This is a genomic window from Burkholderia sp. Leaf177 (assembly GCF_001424345.1).
GTDB lineage: Bacteria > Pseudomonadota > Gammaproteobacteria > Burkholderiales > Burkholderiaceae > Caballeronia.
This window is the reverse complement of the sequence record NZ_LMPF01000023.1, coordinates 429,715-447,293: the sequence shown is the minus strand read 5'-3', so window position 1 is coordinate 447,293 and position 17,579 is coordinate 429,715. Positions and strand designations below refer to the sequence as shown.

Below are 17,579 nucleotides of genomic sequence, written 5' to 3'. Positions count from 1 at the left end.
ACGCGCGAGACATGGCGGAAGGCGCAGCGTTTGCATTTATAAGCTGCACGAAACGCCATGTTACGATCGGCGCATGTCCGAACCTGACTTCAATCTTCTTATTGCGCTCGACGTATTGCTCGCCGATGGCAGCGTGGCCGGCGCTGCGCGTCGGCTGGGATTGAGTGCATCGGCAATGAGCCGGACCTTGACGCGGCTTCGCGAGACGACCGGCGACCCGTTGCTGGTTCGCGCGGGGCGCCGGATGGTCTTGACGCCTCACGCGGATGCGCTGCGTCAACGTACACAAAACGCGGTTCACGAAGCACGCGAGGTACTTCGTCCATCGACGATGGAACCGGATTTTTCCACTTTGCAACGCACCTTCACCATTCGCGCCAACGATGGTTTTGTCGAGGCTTTCGGCGCTTCGCTGATCGCGGCGGTTACGGCGGCCGCGCCGCATGTGTGTTTGCGTTTTGCGCCCAAGCTCGAGAAGACGGCGACGTATCTGCGGGACGGATCTGCGGATCTGGAGATCGGCGTTTTAGGCGAGATGGGGCCGGAAGTCCGCGTGCAGGCGTTGTTCCGGGATCGCTTTGTGGGTGCTGTCAGGAAAGGGCATCCGCTAGAGATGAAGCGCGGGGTATCGGCGAAACGGTACACCGCGTTTAATCACGTTGTGGCTTCGCGCCACGGTCGCTCGAATGGACCCGTCGATGACGCGCTGGCCGCTTTAGGGCTGAAGCGGAAGGTTGTTGCGGTCGTTCCGAGTTTTCCCGCCGCGCTGGCGGTGGCGCGGGCATCTGATTTGATAGCGCTCGTGCCGGAGTCTATGGTTGTTGGTGAGGCCGCAGCCGCTAACATTCATGCGTTCGAGCTTCCCGTGAAAACCGAGCGGATCACGGTATCGCAGATGTGGCATCCGCGCCTGGAAGTCGATGCGGTTCATCGGTGGTTGCGGAAGGTGGTGCTGAGTGTGTGTCGTGGGAGAACGACGGATGAAGAGTTTTAGGCCGCACCGCAATGCTACGTTCCAAATACTTTCGCCATTCCCATCGCATGCCGCGCCTGCACCAACGCGCCCTTCGCCACCCTCGCATCGCCCGCAATCCTCAACAGCGCTCCGAGCTGCTTCGGCTCCCGTAAAAGCTCCCGTAGAATCGGCAGAACCGTCGTGGTTCCGTCATCGCGCAATCCCACCGTCGCCGCCTTCGGCAAACTCCTCCACGCCGGATCCACAATTGCCCTGCAAACCGCAAACGGCAGCCCTCTCGCCTTAGCAATCGCCCCGGCGATATGCGATTCCATATCGACCGCCAACGCGCCCGTCGATCTGTAAAGCGAACTCTTCTCTTGCTCCCCCGCGAGCGGCGCGGCCACTCCGGCCATTTTCCCGCGCACCGCTTTCGCCTCGACCGGCGTCCCCTTGAAAGCCGCAAACATCCGCGCAGACCATTCGGGGTCCGTATCGATAACCCCAAGCGGCCCCGTCACCGCACTCGCGATAATCACCGTCCCCGGCTCCAGGTTCGGCGCAAGTCCGCCGGCCGTCCCAAAGCTGATAATGCCGGAACATCCCCGCGCCAAGGCTTCGCTCAACGCACGCTCGAGCAAATCCGCCCGCGCCGCAAATACCGCCTCGACGCCTGGCCCGCGCGCGATGCGCGCTTCGAACGCCATCCCGGTTACCGCGATGACGGGCAAGCTCACATTCCCGCCGTCACGCGCGTGGTGCCATCGCGCAGCATGTTTCTGTAGCGAGCCAGCGCCCACAACGGGAAGAACTTTCTATAGCCGTGATATCGCAGATAAAACACGCGCGGGAAACCGGTCGCGGTGAATCGGGTTTCATCCCAAAGCCCATGTTCGCGCTGCGTCAAGGTCAAATACTGAATCCCCTTCGCCACCGCCGGATGTCCGATAAACCCCGCCGCCATCAACCCGAGCAACGCCCACGATGTTTGCGATGCCGTGCTCGGCGCCGCCTCGTACCCGCGATAATCCAGCTTGTAACTCTCGCCGCCTTCGCCCCAACCGCCGTCGGCGTTCTGAATGCTGACGAGCCATTGCGCGGCGCGCTGCATCCGCGAATCGGTCAGCGGCAACCCGGCCGCGTTGAGCGCGCATAGCGCCGTCCACGTCCCGTAGATATAGTTCAAGCCCCATCGCCCGTACCAGCTTCCGTCGCGTTCCTGATCGCGCAGGATGTAGTCCAGCGAGCGCTTGGCCGGCTCGCTCGTGGCGGGCAATTCGCCGAGCTGCGCGAGCATCGATAAACACCGTCCCGACACATCCACCGTAGGCGGATCGAGCAGCGCGCCGTGATCCGAAAACGGAATGTTGTTGAGGTAATACTGCGTGTTTTCAGGTTCGAACGCGCCCCAGCCGCCGTCGCTGCTTTGCATTCCGACGACCCATTCGCGGCCGCGCGAAATCGCCTCGCCATACAACGCCGTGCCGTTTTCGCGATCGGCGCGTTCCATCGCCATGGCGACAACGGCGGTGTCATCGACGTCCGGATAATGCGGGTTCGCGAACTGGAACGCCCAGCCGCCAGGCCGGATATTCGGCCGGCGCGATATCCAGTCGCCGCGTACATCGAGAATCTGCAGCGGCACGAGCCAGTCCAGTCCACGCGATACCGCCGCGCGCGCCTTGGGTGTATCGGCTTCGAGCAACGCGTGTGCAACCAGCGACGTGTCCCATACCGGCGACAAACACGGCTGGCAATACGCCTCGCCATCGGGCGCTTCATCAATGACCAGAAGCTTTTCGATCGACTTGCGCGCGATCGCCCGATTCGGATGATCTTCGGGATAACCGAGCACGTCGTACATCATCACCGAGTTGGCCATCGCGGGGAAAATCGAGCCGAGTCCGTCTTCGCCATTCAGGCGTTCATCGACGAAACGTACGGCTGCTTCAATCGCGCGCTGACGTGTGTGGCGCGGGAACAGCGGATCGACGGAACGCAGCAGCGCATCCACGCAGCGGAACAGCACGAACCAGCCTTGATGCTGGTGCGGCGCGCGTGCGGCCATGCCGGTGTTCACGGGGGCATCGAAGAAAAGTTCATCGATACGCACGCCCTTTGGATTACGCGCCTTCGGCCGCTTTGCGTTGAGCACGAGCAAGGGCACGATGACCGTGCGCGCCCAGTAAGACACCTTCGACAAATGGAACGGGAACCACTCGGGCAAGAGCGTGATTTCGACGGGCATCATCGGCACGGCGCGCCATGAAATCACGCCAAACAGCGCGAGCAAGATGCGCGTGAACACGTTCGATTTTTCCGCGCCGCCGGCCGCGATGATCGCGCGGCGCGCGCGCTGCATATGCTCGGCTTCGGGCAAGTCGCCGATCATCTTCAGCGCGAAATACGCCTTGACGGTGGCGCTGACGTCCATGGCGCCATCGGTGAACAAGGGCCAGCCGCCGTCCTCGCGCTGGATGCGGCGCAAATATCGGCCGATCTTCGCTTCGAGTTCAGGCTTGGGCGTCTCGCCGAGGTAATGCACGAGCAGCACATATTCGGCGGGAATGGTGGCGTCGGCTTCGAGTTCGTAGAGCCAATAGCCTTCGGCATGCTGATCGGCGAGCAGCGCGTCGGCCGCGCGGGATACCGACGCCTCCAACGCGGCCGCGCTGACTGGCGCGGTCGAGGCATTGGGTGGCTGGACAAAATCGTTCATCAGAGTTCCGTCGGGGGATTCATGAGGAGGTCCGCGGCCTTCTGGCCGGAGCGGATCGAACCTTCTATGGTTGCAGGCAGCCCGGTGGCCGTCCAGTCGCCCGCCAGCATGAGATTGGGCCAGCGGGTGCGGGTTGCCGGCCGGAGATTTTCCTGGCTCGGCAGCGCGGCGAACGTCGCGCGTTTTTCGGTGACGATCTGCCAGGTCGGCATGCGTTCAACCGGCAAACGCGCGGCTTTCGCCACCTCTTGCCATAACGTCTGGGCAAGGGTTTCGCGCGGGGTATCGGTGAACTTGTCTGCGTCGTAAATGGTCACGGACAGGCGGTCGTCGAAGGCGAAAAGCCAGTCGGCGGTGCCGTTGAGCAAACCGGTCATGGATTCGAACGCGAGCGGCGGATCGATGGCGAAATGCGCATTGATGATTGCGCGAAATTCGGTCGGCGCGATCAACCCCGGCACGAGCGCCTGCGCGGCTTGCGCGGGCACGGCGAGCACGACGCCATCGCCGGCGGCAATCTCCACGCGCGTTTCGTCAAATGCCAGCGATGTCACGCGCGTCTTCGAATCGCTGCCGGCGAAACCGATTGCGCCGAGCCGCGATCCAAGCCGGATTTCCGCGCCACCGTATTGCAAAAGCCGCAGCGCCGGTTCAATAAACGCATGGCCGAGACCATTGCGCGCGGTCATCGGACGGCATGCTTGTCCGCCTTGCAGCACCGTTTCTTTCAGTACGTTGCCGGCGAGCACGGCGCTGCCTTCGCGCGGATCGACGTTGAGCAAGGCAAGCAAAAACGGATCGAGCATGGCGTCCCATAACCGGCCATTCGCGCGCAAGGTCTGCTGGATCGTGCGGCCCGGATTGGCGAAAAAAAGCCGCGCGAGCGCCAGATAATCCGCCGGCATGGTGCCGGGAACGCGCGTGGCGGAATCGAAGATCCAGCCAGGGAAACGTCCCGGCGACATCTTCACGGTCCAGCGCGAACCGCTACGCAAATCCATGAACGGATAGTCGGGTTCTGTGGGACCGGTCAGTTCATCGGCGGCGCCGATGGCTTTGGCAAACCCAAGCGCGGCGTGATTGCCGGACAGGATCAGATGGTTGCCGTTGTCGATCGTGGCGTTGAGCTTGATGTCGAAGTACGAGCGGCACCGGCCGCCCGCGTGCGGCGCGGCTTCGTGCAGGACGACGCGCGCGCCGCGCCGTTGCAACTGGACCGCGGCGGCAAGCCCGGATAATCCAGCGCCAATGACATGAACTGTCCGCGGCATCAGAACACGTTGCGCGCCACGATCCACAGCAGCCGTGAACGTGGTGTGCGGACGTGATTGCGCGGCAGATCGAAGCCACGCTTCAGGTTTGCCTCGAGCACGCAGCGATACGCGCCCGACATGATGCGTGGCGCCTTGACCTGCGCGCGCGGCGCATTTGCCATGATGGCGTCGGATTGCGCGTAATGGCTGCGGGCACGCTCGGCGATGGTCAGGCAAACGCGCGGCAAACGCGCATCGCCGACAATCGATGCTATATCAGTGGTGGAAATGCCTTCGCGCGAGAGCAGCTCACGCGGCAGATAAACCCGGCCAATGGCCGCGTCTTCGTCGATATCGCGCAGGATGTTCGTAAGCTGCAACGCGCGGCCGAGATGATGCGCGAGACGCCGTCCGGCATCTTCCTGCATCCCGAATATCCTCACCGATAAACGCCCCACCGCGCTCGCCACGCGATCGCAATAAAGGTCGAGTGTGGCTTCGTCGGGCGCGACGATGTCTTCGGAATCCATGGCCATGCCGTCGATCACGGCGATAAAGTCATCGCGCGAAAGATGGAATGCGTGGATGTGCCGGGTGAGCGCGGCCAGCGACGGGCGCGGCTTGCCGGCGTAACAGTCGTCGATATCCGCGCGCCATTGTTCGAGCGCGGCAGCGCGTTCGTGGCGCGGCATGGTGCCGTCGTCGGCTATGTCGTCCACCGCGCGGCAAAACGCGTAGACCTGGTACATCGCATCGCGCTGCGCAGCCGGCAAGATGCGCATGGCGAGATAGAACGAACTGCCCGAGGACGCTTTGGCGGCGTCGGGCGCAGGTTCATCGGCGATAAGATTGGAAACGGCCAAGACGGACTCCGCTGTGGCGCCCCCAAGGGCAGTAGTGTTGGATCGGGCGCTGTGCGTGAACTGCTCAGCCGCGTTGCAATGGCGAAGCGCGCGTTCGTGCAAATCCGGCGCAAACCGGCTTCTTGCCGCATTCAAACGCTTTAAGAATCGCGCTCGAACGACGCCAGAAGCGGCGAAAAGTATATCAATGTTTGTGACCGATTGCCCCCGGGCGACATCGGCGCATTGGAAAAGCGCGTCAACCTTCGTACAAAACGGCTGCTGTCACGTGTTTCCTTGTGGCGCGTCGCGCGCGACGTTTTCCAAATGCCGACCGTCCGGCGCTTTTGCGTTTGTAGTTTGTTTTGAACTCATGAGTCAGTTCGATGAAATGCGCCATATCGCGCAACCGTTTCTCATACTGCATGCGATTTAAACCCACAGCGCGCATACCTATTTAACTAGGCCGCATTTCTAGCATAAACGTTGATCAATCAAATAGAATCGCGTCAAGCGCCGTCAATGGACCAAAGGCATGATTTATGCACGCGCCTTCTGTCGCGCGCGTATCCCGCGCGGCTTTATATCTGGACTTCACTAAAGACCACCCATGACGCCGCATCGTGAGGAATCGGGCGCTGATCACTGGCAAGACGAGCCGCCGTTCCCGGTGGTGCCCGAGCGCAACTTCGCCGCTCAGCGCGCGACATTGCGCGTCTTGCTGATCGCGGCGATCGTCCTGCCTTGCCTTTATGTGGCCGTCATGTCGTGGAGCGACCTGAAAGCGCGAGAAGCCGATGCCGCCGAAGTCGCCGAGCGCAACGCCCATGTCGCGGAAGAACATGCGCTGAAAGTCTTCGATATGAACCAGACGCTCAACGCCCGCGTGATCGATTTGATCGACGGCGTGGACGACGCCACGCTGCGTCGCGACGAAGCGTCCATCCATGAAAAACTGAAAACGATGGGCGGCGGTTATCCGCAAGTGGCGTCGGTGAGCATTATCGGCGTGGATGGACAGCTGATTGCCACCAGCCGCGTTTTCCCTGCGCCGGATATTTCCATAGCAACGCGCGAAGACTTCGTTGCCGTGCGCGATCACCCGGCAGTCGAGAACGTTTCGAGCGTAATGCAGGGCAAGGTCGTGGGCGAGACCGTTTTCAACACCGCCGTGCCGCGCAAGACGCCGGACGGCCGATTTGCCGGAATTGTGTCCATTGCGCTGCGACCGAGTTATTTTGCGGGTTTTTATCGCGAGCTACTCGGCGATAACACCAGCGTCTCACTTGGCCTGACACGCGAGGACGGCGCCGTGCTCGCGTGGTATCCATTGCGCCCGGCAAACCGCATGGAGCTCGCCGCGAGTTCGCCGCTGCGCGAAGCGTATTTATCGAATCGCCACGCGGGCGTCGTGCGCATGCGTTCCGGACTTGATAACCAGATGAAAGTCGTCGCCTTCCGGCGCGTTGGGAGTTATCCGGTGTTTGTATCGAGCGGATACCCGATCGCGACCATCTGGGACGGCTGGTACAAGCACGTCAGCGTGCTGATGCTTTCGCTGTTCGCGCCGTGCGTCGTCCTGTGGGGCGTGATCTTGCTGTCGCTGCGCCGTCTTGCCAACGAAGAAGACGCGTGGGAACGATGGCAAGCGGAAGCGTCCATGCGCCGTTCCATCGAATCGGCTTACCGGCAGGCGCGCAAGATGGAAGCGCTCGGCAATCTGGTCGGCAGCGTTGCGCATGATTTCAACAATCTGCTGATGATCCTTTCCACCAATGTGCAGATTGCGCGCAGACGCGGCGCGACCGGGCTCGACCGCGAATTGTCGGCCATGGAACGCGCGCTCAAGAGCGGCCAGTCGCTCACGCGCCAGTTGCTCGGCGTGGCGCGCAAGCAGCCGCTGCGCAACGAAACCATATCCATCGGCAAATGGCTGCCGGCGTGCCGTGAATTGCTGAAGGCATCGCTTGGGGCAAAAGTCGCGCTGAATCTCGAATCGGATACGGATGTCTGGCCAATTCGCGTCGATGCCGCCGAACTCGAACTCGCGCTCATCAACGTCGCCGTCAACGCCCGCGACGCCATGCCCAACGGCGGCACGTTCTCGGTCCGCGCGGACAACGTGCAGTTTCGCCATGAGGACGGCTTTCCGATCGTCGGCGAATTCGTGCAAATGACGCTCGAAGATACCGGCGAGGGCATGAGTCCCGAAATCCTCGGCCGCGCGTTCGAGCCGCTTTTCACCACCAAGGCGAAGGGCATGGGCACCGGTCTCGGGCTGCCGCAAGTGTTCGCGTTCTGCGAGCGCGCGGGAGGCGTGGCGACCATCGACAGCGCCGTGGGCGCAGGTACGTCGGTGCGGCTTTATTTGCCGCGAGCGAGTGCGGCCGCGGCGCAAACGCCCGATCTTCCCCACGACGCCGCCATGCCAGGCGATTCGACCGGCCTGCGCGTGCTACTGGTGGAAGACAACGAGGAAGTGGCGGCGGGCACGGAAGCGTTGTTATCGATGATGAATCATCAGGTCACGCACATCTTCAATGCCGACGGCGCGATTTCCCTGCTCGATACCGCGCGCCTCGATCCCGCGGCGAACGGCGCAATTCCATTCGATGTCGTTCTCTCCGATATCCATATGCCGGGCAAGCTGAACGGCATCGATCTGGCCGAAATCCTGCAAACGTGGACGCCGCGCGTGCCGGTGATCCTGGTCACCGGCTACGCGGAAGAACTCGACCGGGCGCGGCATGTGGATGCACGCGTGTTGTCAAAACCGTTCGATATCGGCTTGCTTGATTCCCTTTTGCAAGCTATCCGCGAAGGCCTGACGGCACGCGCCGAACACGGCGAAGCGCCGCACTGATTTCGGCGCTTACTTTTCTCGCAGGTCGTTGTAAAAACCTCCGCGCTTTTAATGTGCATGCCGGGATTGGCCATATCCCGCGTCGCCTTGCTGCGCGCGGCGCATGACCCGGCACGGGAGTTGCGAACCTCATCGGGACTTGCGGCGAATACGAATATCGCGTCGCAACTTACTCCAAGGCCACCCAGGGAGGCAGCCATGCGACACACAGTTATCGGTATCTTCGACACATACGACCAGGCCGAAGTCGCGCGCAGCGCGCTCGTGGCGTCGGGTTTCGCACGCGGCGACATCGAATTGCAGGCTGCGCCGGAACCGTCGTCGCCAGCAGATCCCGCGTTCGAACCAACGGCCGGCGCCGTGCAGCCGCCGGAAACGGGTGGCGTGCTGGCGAACATCGAACGTTTCTTTTCGATGCTGTTCGGTGGCCGCGATCAACCGCCCGAAGTCGCGCATTACTCGGAAGCGGTGCGACGCGGTGGAATTCTGGTGGCAGTGGACACGCCGTCGGAAGCACGCGCCGATGCAGCCCGCCAGACGCTCGCTGAACAGGGCGCAATCGATATCGATGAACGGGCCGCCAGCTGGGGCGCGTTGAATCATCCGGGTACGGGCTTCGGAACGGTTTCGGCCGCAGATGACCGCGATCATTCGCTTCTCGATAAACTCGGCCTGGGATCAGGAAGCGCCGTTCCAGGACGCGCGCCGGTGAATCCTGCGGCTGATCCGCTTGCCACGGCGCGCAACGAATCGCGTGCCCGCGCGTATCCGCGTGGCGACCTGAGCGAACCGGCCGCGGTGGACTCGCTCGATCCGATCAGTCCGGTTGCGCGCGATCCGTTCGCTGGCAGTAGCGATTCGACGTATCGCGCAACGGGTGGAGATCCCATGACCAGCGGCTCGGTGTGGCCGGCTAAAGAAGAGACCACGCAGGGATGGCGTCCCGTGAAGTCGCTCGATCCGCTCGATAACACCGAAACATCGGCGCATCGTGACGACTTGGGTACGCCTGTCGCGGGATCGTTGAGCCAGTCGGCTGGCGATCCACTACGCCCGGATTTGCCGTTATCCCGCAACTCCATGCCGGACGAATACATGGAATACGAGGACGACTTCCGCACCGACTACGAATCACGCTATGCCGCAACGGGCGCGCGCTACGAGGAATACGAAGGTGCTTACCACTACGGCGCGGGCTTGGGCGCCGACGAGCGTTATCGCGGTCGTAGCTGGGATGATTCGATGGAAACCGAGTTGCAGCGCGACTGGCAAAGCCGCAATCCGCAGGGCGAAGATACGTGGGAACGCTTCAAGCTCGCGGTGCGCCACGGATGGGATCGCGTGACCGGACATCACCACACGTAATTTCAATTGCCGCAAAATCGACGGCCCGCTCATGCGGGCCGTTTTGCTTTTAAACCGCCGAGATTCGCTTGACCCACGCCACGTATTTATCGACGAAAGTCTGCAGGAATTTGCGGGTATCTTCGTTCACGATCTTCCCGCTTGAATCGATACGGCTCTCATCGTGCTTGATAAACATCTCCGGCTGGCCCATCAGCGGCACATCGAGATACGCCAGCACGTTACGCAGATGCGCCTGGGCAAGCGCCGTCCCGATTGCGCCCACCGACGTCCCGATCAACGCGCCCGGCTTGTTCGCCCACGCGCTTTGCCCCCAGGGACGCGATCCCCAATCGAGCGCATTTTTCAGCACGCCCGGAATTGACCGGTTGTACTCCGGCGTGACGAAAAGCAAGCCATCCGCCTCCGATATCTTTTGCTTCATGGTTCGCGCCGCTTCCGGAAAATCGGCGTCGTAGTCCTGGCTATAAAGCGGCAGGCTGGCGATATCGAGAAACTCGAACGAGAAATCCTGCGGCGCCAGCGATATCAATGCGTGCGCGAGTTGCTTGTTGAACGAATCACGCCGGATGCTGCCAACGACAACCGCAATCTTGTAGGCCATGGATCTTCCTTCTGACTGAGTTGATAAGTGATGTGGAAACGACGACAACGCGCCTCGCGAACATCATAGGCGCGCAAATGGCGAAGCGGCTATTTTGGGATGAGCCGGAATCGGCGGGAGAGCCGCGCGAAGCAGCGAGATTTGAGAAGCGTAATTAGCGCGCACTTTGGCATCGCTTTGAGCAATCCAAGCGGAAGCCGCCTGACATGCCCCTTTCACGCCCTTTTTGAGATGATTTCCACAAAGTTGTCCACAGATTCTGTGGACAACTTTGTATGTGTTTAATAATTCGCACTAAACCGCCAACTTTTTGGCGGAACAACACTTGATCGATGCAAATCCCGCGATCAATGACCGAAAAACACATTGCATTGCGATGCCGCACCTTGGCACGACGTGGGTTGTGAACTCGACGAATCGGCTGCGCTAGCCGCGCCGGCGGCAGCAAACAGGACAACAGCAGCAAGAATGGAAAGAACGCGCTTCATGGTGATACCTCGATTAACTAAATGATGATTCAGGTGTCGGGCTGGATCGGTGAATCGAGGATAAGGAGGAAGAGACGCTGGAAAAACATCGAAGACAAGAAATGGCTTTTACGAAACCCGCAAGGATGGACGCTCCAACACCGCCAGATCGCCATACAAAGTCACATTCATGCGATAACCACAACAATATGTTTTCTCAATCAACATTGGTCGTCGATAGTTAAGCGAATAAACTGATTCATATCGATGGCGCAAGACGCGCCGTCTTACGAATCAGAGGTTCATATGAAACGCACGCTTATGAATAGTTTGCTTGTGGTTGCGCTGGCATCGTCGGCTAGCGCTTTTGCTCAATCTTCCAATGTCGCGCCGAGAACGCGCGCCGAGGTCAAGGCTGAACTCATTGCGGCAAGAAACAGCGGTGAACTCGATGCCATTCATACAGAAAGTTATCCGCAACTGCTACCGTATCAAACGGCGGCGGCGCGCAATGCATCGCATACACCTTCAGTGGTCGAAGCGAATAGCGCGCGTATCAGCACGCAATAAGCTATTCGCTTTCAACAACGTCTTCTCTCACCTCGCTCCGATGAGGCTTGCCCGGTAGTCATGTACCGGGCTTTTTTATGTGCATCGTCAAGTGATGGCGGCAAGACATAAGGTCACCGTCACAAGCGATATCAGCGTGGAAAACAGGATTGTGCTCGACGTCACAGCCGCTTCCCGCCGATAAAACTCCGCCAGCATGAACGGCCCTGTTCCGGTCGGCAACGCGCTGAGGATAACCGCGGTCTTCGCCCACAAGACGGGCAGCTCGAACACATGAAACGCCAGCCACCACGTTAGCAACGGCTGCGCAATCAGCTTGGCAAAGACCAGCAAGGATGTCGTGCCGATAGCGCCGCCCTTCGACTTCTCGCCAAGGAACAATCCAAGTGCAACCAGCGCGCATGGACTCGCCGCCGCGCCTAGCAACTTGAGAAAGGTATCGGCGCCGCCCGAGATGGCGAGGCCCGCGCCGCTGCACAACCATCCGGCAAATGGCGCGAACAGCAATGGGTTGGTTACGAGCGACTTGATCACCTTGAAGATCGTCGCGCCGAAGTTCTTCTCAGTCTGCAAGCCGAGTTCAATCAACACGATCGCCACCGCGAACAACACGCATACGGTCAGGATCAACGCGATTACAGCGGGTGCGAGGCTCGCGTGACCAAACGCAAGCGCGCACAAAGGCAAGCCGATAAACCCCGCATTCGGATACGCGGCGTTGAGCGCATCGAGGCTGGCATCGGCGAGATGATTTGATTGCTTCAGGCTTAGCAGCAAGGTCAGCAGAAAGATCACGCCGGCTGCGATTCCGAACGCGGCAATAAACGCAGGTTGATCGAGCGAGTGCCAGGGCGTGGTTGCCATGATGTCGAAGAGCAGCGCGGGCAACGCGAGATATACAACAAAGCGATTGAGTTCCGACGACGCATTCGGCCCCAGCCGATTCATCTTGCGGCATGCATAACCGGCGAAGATCAGACCGAACACAGGAAGGATGATGGTGAGAAGCGGCGTGAATAGAGACGAGACCAACGACGGCATGAGCAGAGCGCAACGGATTGACAGGGCGCCAAGCATAGCCGCAGATGCACGTCGGCGCTGCGCGTCAAAATCCAAAGGTGAGCGATTTCGGGAGTCTCGCGGAGGTGAGCTTCGAGCATGTGCAAAAGCTCACGCTAACGCCGATTGCAAGTATCGCTAACTAGATTTGTGGGCGGCGCGGAGTTCATCGAAAGGGTTAGGTATCGGCTGAAAAGCCTTTATGCATAAAGGTTAGCGAGATTGTGCGTGTGTTATCCATGAGCCATTAATCTTGGCTGCGACGGTAAACAGTGCGATGAGTCAAACCCTCCACATGAGCCAGCATCTGGTGCGAGGTATCTATAGGTGAGGCAATACGGGACCTCGTTATGCGGTCATGAGAAAACACATGAAGAGTCTCGCGTAACCTTTCGATCTACATTGACGCCGCTCGACTAAAGCGTTCGCGATCAATGGCTTGCGGGCTATTGTTAAAACAGTTGATACACATCAATACCTTTGCTAACAGCCTTCCGCGCTACCCTTCACACATGAATTCCAATGGTTAAGGTGAGCTTATGCGGGACCTGACGCGGACGATCAAACAACGGAACAAAGCTTGCTAACAGTCTCACGCCACTGATTGAACACAACAAGGACATACATGACTTTCAAACGATCCGTCACCATCGGCGCCGCGGCTTTGCTGGTGATCGGCGGACTGGGCGTGCTGGCGGCTTGCGCTTCGGCGGGGAATAACAAGAGCGGTAACGACGACGTACCCGAGCCCGCGAAAGCCGTCGATCTCGACCGATATCTCGGGCAATGGTACGAATTTGCGCGTTATGAAAACCGCTTCGAGCGCGGCTGCGAAGCGGTCACCGCGAACTATGCAAAGCGCGAAGATGGTTTGATATCGGTGATCAATTCATGCCGAAAGGGAAGCGTGAACGGCGCGCCGAAATCGGTCGAAGGCAAGGCGAAGATTGTCGCGGATTCGAATAATGCGAAGCTGAAGGTTTCGTTCTTCGGACCGTTTTATGTGGGCGACTATTGGGTCCTCGATCACGCCGATGATTACACGTGGTCCATCGTCGGTGAACCGAGCGGACGATATCTTTGGATACTTACGCGTGAAGCAAAGCCATCAGCGCAACTGCGGACGGCGTTGATCGATCGTGCGCGCAAACTGGGTTACGACGTCACGCTTTTGCGCGAAACCTTGCACTGAACGTCAGTCATCGATGGCGTCATAAAGATGGCGCTCGAATACCGTGGCCATTGGAAAGGGCACGAGGCCGCGCCGCTGGATCAGCAATATGCCGATCATGTCTTCCACGGGATCGGCAAACCAGTTTGTGCCCAGCGCGCCCGGCCAGCCGAACGATCCCTTGGACCGATAAGTCAGCGCGCGTTGTTGCGAGGGATCATCGACTATCGCCAGGCCAAGCCCGAAACCCTGCCCTGCCCAGACGATCTGCCCGAACGCGGGAATGCGCCGCTGCTCGCGCGATAAAAAATTCGTACGCATTAAATCGACAGAACGATGCGACAACAATCGCGGCCCGTTTGCGCGCTCGGCGGCATCGCCTTGAAGACGGCCGCGTCCGAGCAGCATGCGCGCGAACCGCAGATAGTCATCGGCCGTCGATACCAATCCGCCACCGCCGCTTTGGAAACGCTCGGCTTTGGCAAAGCGGCTCGATGCAGGATGGTCTTCCACGACCTGCTTTTGTGTCGATGGATCAATGGCGTACGAAACCGAAAGCCGGTCGAGCTTTTCTGACGGCACGACAAAACTCGTGTCCGTCATGCCCAACGGATCGAATATGCGTGTGCGGAAAAACGTTTCGAGTGGCATGCCGCTGACACGTTCGATCAGTGAACCGAGGACATCGGTTGAAATGCCGTAATGCCAGCGCGTGCCGGGCTGGAACATCAGCGGCAAACTGGCGACGCGTTCGAGCCACACGCTGGAATGGACCGTTGCATCTATGCCGTTGAATACTTCGCTGTAGGCATCGGCAAGCTCGCCAAATGCGGTGAAATGGTACGCAAATCCGGCGCGATGCGTCAGCAGGTCGAGCACCGTGATCGGCGCTCGCGCGGGTTCGGTGCGCTCAAGCGATGCGTTCGGGTCGACAAGAACCTGCGGTTTTGCAAGTTCAGGCAACCACCGCAAGACTGGATCGTCCAGCCCGATGATTCCATCTTCCACGAGCATGAGCGCCGCGACGCTGGTCACGGGTTTTGTCATGGACGCAATGCGAAACAGCGTGTCGCGCGTCATGGGTTCACGCGTCTCACGGTCGCGATAGCCGAGTGCGTCGGCCATGACGATCTCGCCGTGCCGCCATACCATCGATACACAACCCGCGACATCGTCTTTATCGACGAAATCCTGCATGGCAATTCGTGTGCGTTCGAGGCGCGCGGCGCTAAATCCTGCGGCGGACATCCGGGATCCTTGTTGATTGCTGTTTAGGCGCTTTATTTAACACGAACGGAATGCGGCCGCCAAGGAAGACTTACTGAGAAGCAATATCGATTGGGCTTATTCGGGAATCAATGCCGGGATAATCAATTCGACGCTTCAAGTTGCGTAAGCCGTTCATGAATCCGCTGCATGCGGCTTTGTTGCGCGGGAACGAGATCGCCTGAAGCAATCGAATCAACGCGATTACGCCAGTAAGACAACGGGATACGGTCTTCAGGGGAAATTCTGCCGATAACGCGCTCAAGATGAAGAATATCTGTCTCTATCTGCCGATGATTCATTCACGACTCCGATCAATGCGTTGTTTTTACTTTTTTGAAACGAAAGTGCTCTGTCGAGTGGAACGAATAACCGGTCCACAACAGATAATAGAAGCTAAGGTAAGCAGCTTGGCCGTGGCGCCGTTTTATCCCGAACGACGCTGGCCGTGAAGCAATCCATGAGCATAACCCATATTAATGAGCGATGTGTATCGCGGGCGAATCGGCGAGATTACTAGCGAAATGATTCGCGTGTTTGGATCGGAAAAATATTCGTGAATACTTAGCATTCGATTCGGCGAATGCAAGCTAAGCGGAAATAATGGCAGTGTTGCTATTATGTTTTTTTAACTTGGAGAAACACGCGGATGGCATCGGGCGAGCCAGTAAAAGAAAGCAAACCGCGATTGAATCGTTTGCGCGGTTTGATTTAGAAGTGGTTTTCGGCTAATACTCCAAGTAATCTATTGTTTAATCCGCGGCGCCTTCACGCGGATATATTTAAAACCCTGGACGTCTTCACTTCGCGCGACACGCGATCAACAATCCGTTCTGGCCGTTTTCAGTGCTTTGATCGAGCACGTCATAGCTGCCCGCGCACATCGCGCGCGCGTTTTCCTGGCAGTTGCTCCAGCCGCCGCTCGCCGGGCAGTTGATCATGGAGGTCGGGCGGCCATCGGATGAAAACAGCGGCGGCGCGCTGCTGCATGCGGACAATGCCGAAACGGCCGCCAGAAGCGACACGAGCGCCAGAGAACGCGCTGCAAATACGCTCGAAATCTTCATCCGATACCCCTTTTTTATCGCTGTTTTTTTGATACCGCAAGTATGCCACGCGGCGTTTTCGGCTTGCCTTCAAGGCTTGCCTTCAGGGCTTGCGCTCGAAGGTCAGGAATGGCGAGCCGTATCGACTTCAGCTTCGGGCCACAGACGCGGAAAGAGGTAGCGGAACAGTTTGAGCGGCAATGCAAGCTCGATAGGTCCTTTCGGCGTCTTCGAACTGACGATGCCAAGCTTGAAGAGATCAGCCAGCACGCGATCGGCGGTTCGGCTTGTAAGCCCTGTCATTCCCTTGAAACGGGCTCTGTCGAGAGATCCCACAGTTCCCAGGTAAGCCAGCGCTTGCGCAGCCTCGACGCGCAGAAAACGGGTTTCGGCCTTGGTCGCCTCGGCTGCCAGCATTTGGGCGAGTCTTGCTTCGAAAGCCTGCATTTGCAGCATGCCGTCCATAAAACGGATCTGATCGAGATAAAGGCTCATGCAGAAATCTATAAATTCCACCAGACCGCTTTCGCTCAAGACGCCTCTGCCGTCAAGGTCGCCTTTCCGGCGTTGGTCCGCCGTAATCAGATACTTGTAGTAATTCGCCTGTTCGCGCGCAAACCCGCGCATGGGAGACCAAAGCCCTTGCGTCAGTCCAAGCGCGGATAGGCCCAAATGCGTATGCAATCGCGCCGTGCGTCCGTTGCCGTCCAAAAATGGGTGAATCCATGCCAGCCTGTGATGCGCGGCCGTCAACGCAATAACGGCCGTTTCTCCAGCCCGGGAATAACGATATCCGCGCGTCCACTCTTCCATGAATCGAGGAACGGTGGCCGGGTCTGGCGGGATATGCGCGCCGACCTTGACACCTCTTTCCCGCCAGTCACCCGGCGAGATCTTTTCCTCTTGGCCGTCTTCGCCGATCTGAAGCAGATCTTGCGGCGATAACTGGTCGTGCAAATGTCGATGAATCGCCTGAACGACCGATCCGTCGAAAAAGGTGGTGGAATCGAATGTGGGAAAGGTTTCCTCGCCCCAGCGCTCGGTGCCAATATGCGCAACCGCGATGCGCTGCTTTTGCGCCTCCCCCGGTTTCGCCGAAAAATCTTCATTCAGCGCACGCTCGATCAGCAGCGGTTCGGTATGTTGCCCTTCTATCTTGTTCGTATAGTAGGAGTTCATCGGGCGCAGCGCTTCACGCAACAGATCGCGCAAATGAGGCATGCCGTGCGCCGCGAGATCCTTCGCCTGCCCAATAACGTCGGCTGCGAGCGGACGCAACGTATCCATCTTCACGGCCGATGGCAGCATGGGATGCATTTGATGAACCGCATAGTACGGATACTTGGATTCGATAAGTGTCATGAATGCTGGTCTGGCGAATCTGGTGGCGGATCTGGTG

15 protein-coding genes are annotated in these 17,579 nt (G+C 59.2%); 5 read left to right on the top strand and 10 right to left on the bottom strand.

What is annotated here, in order from left to right; translation table 11 throughout:
• The first annotated feature begins 73 nt into the window (after nt 1-73).
• Nucleotides 74-994, top strand: coding sequence for a LysR family transcriptional regulator (locus ASG35_RS23040; RefSeq protein ID WP_056363159.1), 921 nt, complete (start codon nt 74-76; stop codon nt 992-994).
• 14 nt (nt 995-1,008) lie between these two features.
• Here ASG35_RS23040 and ASG35_RS23035 read toward each other — a convergent pair whose 3' ends face one another.
• Genes ASG35_RS23035 through hpnD form a run of 4 tightly spaced genes read right to left on the bottom strand, consistent with a single transcriptional unit; the run spans nt 1,009 to nt 5,790 of the window.
• The gene (locus ASG35_RS23035; protein ID WP_056363156.1) at nt 1,009-1,662 is read right to left on the bottom strand and encodes a phosphorylase; all 654 of its coding nucleotides are present in this window, start codon (nt 1,660-1,662) and stop codon (nt 1,009-1,011) included.
• A 26-nt stretch (nt 1,663-1,688) separates the two neighbouring features.
• Complete coding sequence (shc, locus tag ASG35_RS23030) at nt 1,689-3,674, bottom strand: squalene--hopene cyclase (RefSeq protein ID WP_056363153.1); 1,986 nt, start codon at nt 3,672-3,674, stop codon at nt 1,689-1,691.
• Nucleotides 3,674-4,945: a hydroxysqualene dehydroxylase HpnE gene (gene hpnE, locus ASG35_RS23025; protein WP_056363817.1), complete on the bottom strand. Its 1,272-nt coding sequence runs from the start codon at nt 4,943-4,945 to the stop codon at nt 3,674-3,676. The genes shc and hpnE overlap by 1 nt, the downstream gene beginning before the upstream one ends.
• Nucleotides 4,945-5,790: a presqualene diphosphate synthase HpnD gene (gene hpnD, locus ASG35_RS23020; RefSeq protein ID WP_056363814.1), complete on the bottom strand. Its 846-nt coding sequence runs from the start codon at nt 5,788-5,790 to the stop codon at nt 4,945-4,947. Before hpnD ends, hpnE begins: the two co-directional genes overlap by 1 nt.
• Before the next feature lie 589 nt (nt 5,791-6,379).
• On the opposite strand from hpnD, the gene ASG35_RS23015 reads away from it, so the two are divergent.
• A complete protein-coding gene (locus ASG35_RS23015; RefSeq protein WP_056363150.1) occupies nt 6,380-8,632 on the top strand; it encodes a hybrid sensor histidine kinase/response regulator in 2,253 nt (750 codons plus the stop codon).
• A 198-nt stretch (nt 8,633-8,830) separates the two neighbouring features.
• The gene (locus ASG35_RS23010; protein WP_082508565.1) at nt 8,831-9,997 is read left to right on the top strand and encodes a hypothetical protein; all 1,167 of its coding nucleotides are present in this window, start codon (nt 8,831-8,833) and stop codon (nt 9,995-9,997) included.
• A gap of 49 nt (nt 9,998-10,046) precedes the next feature.
• Here the strand turns inward: ASG35_RS23010 and ASG35_RS23005 are convergent, their stop codons facing one another.
• On the bottom strand, nt 10,047-10,601 hold the full coding sequence (locus ASG35_RS23005) for an NADPH-dependent FMN reductase (RefSeq protein WP_056363147.1): 555 nt from the start codon (nt 10,599-10,601) through the stop codon (nt 10,047-10,049).
• A gap of 734 nt (nt 10,602-11,335) precedes the next feature.
• On the opposite strand from ASG35_RS23005, the gene ASG35_RS23000 reads away from it, so the two are divergent.
• The gene (locus ASG35_RS23000) at nt 11,336-11,638 is read left to right on the top strand and encodes a DUF4148 domain-containing protein (RefSeq protein WP_327019664.1); all 303 of its coding nucleotides are present in this window, start codon (nt 11,336-11,338) and stop codon (nt 11,636-11,638) included.
• A gap of 87 nt (nt 11,639-11,725) precedes the next feature.
• Here ASG35_RS23000 and ASG35_RS22995 read toward each other — a convergent pair whose 3' ends face one another.
• A complete protein-coding gene (locus ASG35_RS22995; protein ID WP_056363808.1) occupies nt 11,726-12,679 on the bottom strand; it encodes an AEC family transporter in 954 nt (317 codons plus the stop codon).
• Between the two features lie 643 nt (nt 12,680-13,322).
• Here ASG35_RS22995 and ASG35_RS22990 point away from each other — a divergent pair.
• Nucleotides 13,323-13,889, top strand: a complete 567-nt coding sequence (locus ASG35_RS22990) for a lipocalin family protein (protein ID WP_056363144.1) — start codon at nt 13,323-13,325, stop codon at nt 13,887-13,889.
• Between the two features lie 3 nt (nt 13,890-13,892).
• Here ASG35_RS22990 and ASG35_RS22985 read toward each other — a convergent pair whose 3' ends face one another.
• From ASG35_RS22985 to ASG35_RS22975, 4 genes are all read right to left on the bottom strand, one after another.
• Nucleotides 13,893-15,116: a serine hydrolase domain-containing protein gene (locus ASG35_RS22985; RefSeq protein ID WP_056363141.1), complete on the bottom strand. Its 1,224-nt coding sequence runs from the start codon at nt 15,114-15,116 to the stop codon at nt 13,893-13,895.
• Between the two features lie 122 nt (nt 15,117-15,238).
• Nucleotides 15,239-15,436: a hypothetical protein gene (locus ASG35_RS31065; RefSeq protein WP_082508564.1), complete on the bottom strand. Its 198-nt coding sequence runs from the start codon at nt 15,434-15,436 to the stop codon at nt 15,239-15,241.
• Between the two features lie 498 nt (nt 15,437-15,934).
• Nucleotides 15,935-16,201 (bottom strand): hypothetical protein, encoded by a 267-nt coding sequence (locus tag ASG35_RS22980; RefSeq protein ID WP_235527678.1) that lies wholly within the window; start codon nt 16,199-16,201, stop codon nt 15,935-15,937.
• A 102-nt stretch (nt 16,202-16,303) separates the two neighbouring features.
• Nucleotides 16,304-17,542 (bottom strand): Fic family protein, encoded by a 1,239-nt coding sequence (locus tag ASG35_RS22975; protein WP_056363138.1) that lies wholly within the window; start codon nt 17,540-17,542, stop codon nt 16,304-16,306.
• Nucleotides 17,543-17,579 lie beyond the last annotated feature (37 nt).

Bases quoted from the DNA above. Each gene is read 5' to 3' on its own strand.
- ASG35_RS23040 (WP_056363159.1), top strand. From the start codon at position 74: ATGTCCGAACCTGACTTCAATCTTCTTATTGCGCTCGACGTATTGCTC.
- ASG35_RS23000 (WP_327019664.1), top strand. From the start codon at position 11,336: ATGGCGCAAGACGCGCCGTCTTACGAATCAGAGGTTCATATGAAACGC.
- ASG35_RS23015 (WP_056363150.1), top strand. From the start codon at position 6,380: ATGACGCCGCATCGTGAGGAATCGGGCGCTGATCACTGGCAAGACGAG.
- ASG35_RS23010 (WP_082508565.1), top strand. From the start codon at position 8,831: ATGCGACACACAGTTATCGGTATCTTCGACACATACGACCAGGCCGAA.
- ASG35_RS22990 (WP_056363144.1), top strand. From the start codon at position 13,323: ATGACTTTCAAACGATCCGTCACCATCGGCGCCGCGGCTTTGCTGGTG.
- ASG35_RS22980 (WP_235527678.1), bottom strand. From the start codon at position 16,201: ATGAAGATTTCGAGCGTATTTGCAGCGCGTTCTCTGGCGCTCGTGTCG.
- shc (WP_056363153.1), bottom strand. From the start codon at position 3,674: ATGAACGATTTTGTCCAGCCACCCAATGCCTCGACCGCGCCAGTCAGC.
- ASG35_RS22985 (WP_056363141.1), bottom strand. From the start codon at position 15,116: ATGTCCGCCGCAGGATTTAGCGCCGCGCGCCTCGAACGCACACGAATT.
- hpnE (WP_056363817.1), bottom strand. From the start codon at position 4,945: ATGCCGCGGACAGTTCATGTCATTGGCGCTGGATTATCCGGGCTTGCC.
- ASG35_RS23035 (WP_056363156.1), bottom strand. From the start codon at position 1,662: ATGGCGTTCGAAGCGCGCATCGCGCGCGGGCCAGGCGTCGAGGCGGTA.
- ASG35_RS31065 (WP_082508564.1), bottom strand. From the start codon at position 15,436: ATGAATCATCGGCAGATAGAGACAGATATTCTTCATCTTGAGCGCGTT.
- ASG35_RS22975 (WP_056363138.1), bottom strand. From the start codon at position 17,542: ATGACACTTATCGAATCCAAGTATCCGTACTATGCGGTTCATCAAATG.
- ASG35_RS22995 (WP_056363808.1), bottom strand. From the start codon at position 12,679: ATGCCGTCGTTGGTCTCGTCTCTATTCACGCCGCTTCTCACCATCATC.
- ASG35_RS23005 (WP_056363147.1), bottom strand. From the start codon at position 10,601: ATGGCCTACAAGATTGCGGTTGTCGTTGGCAGCATCCGGCGTGATTCG.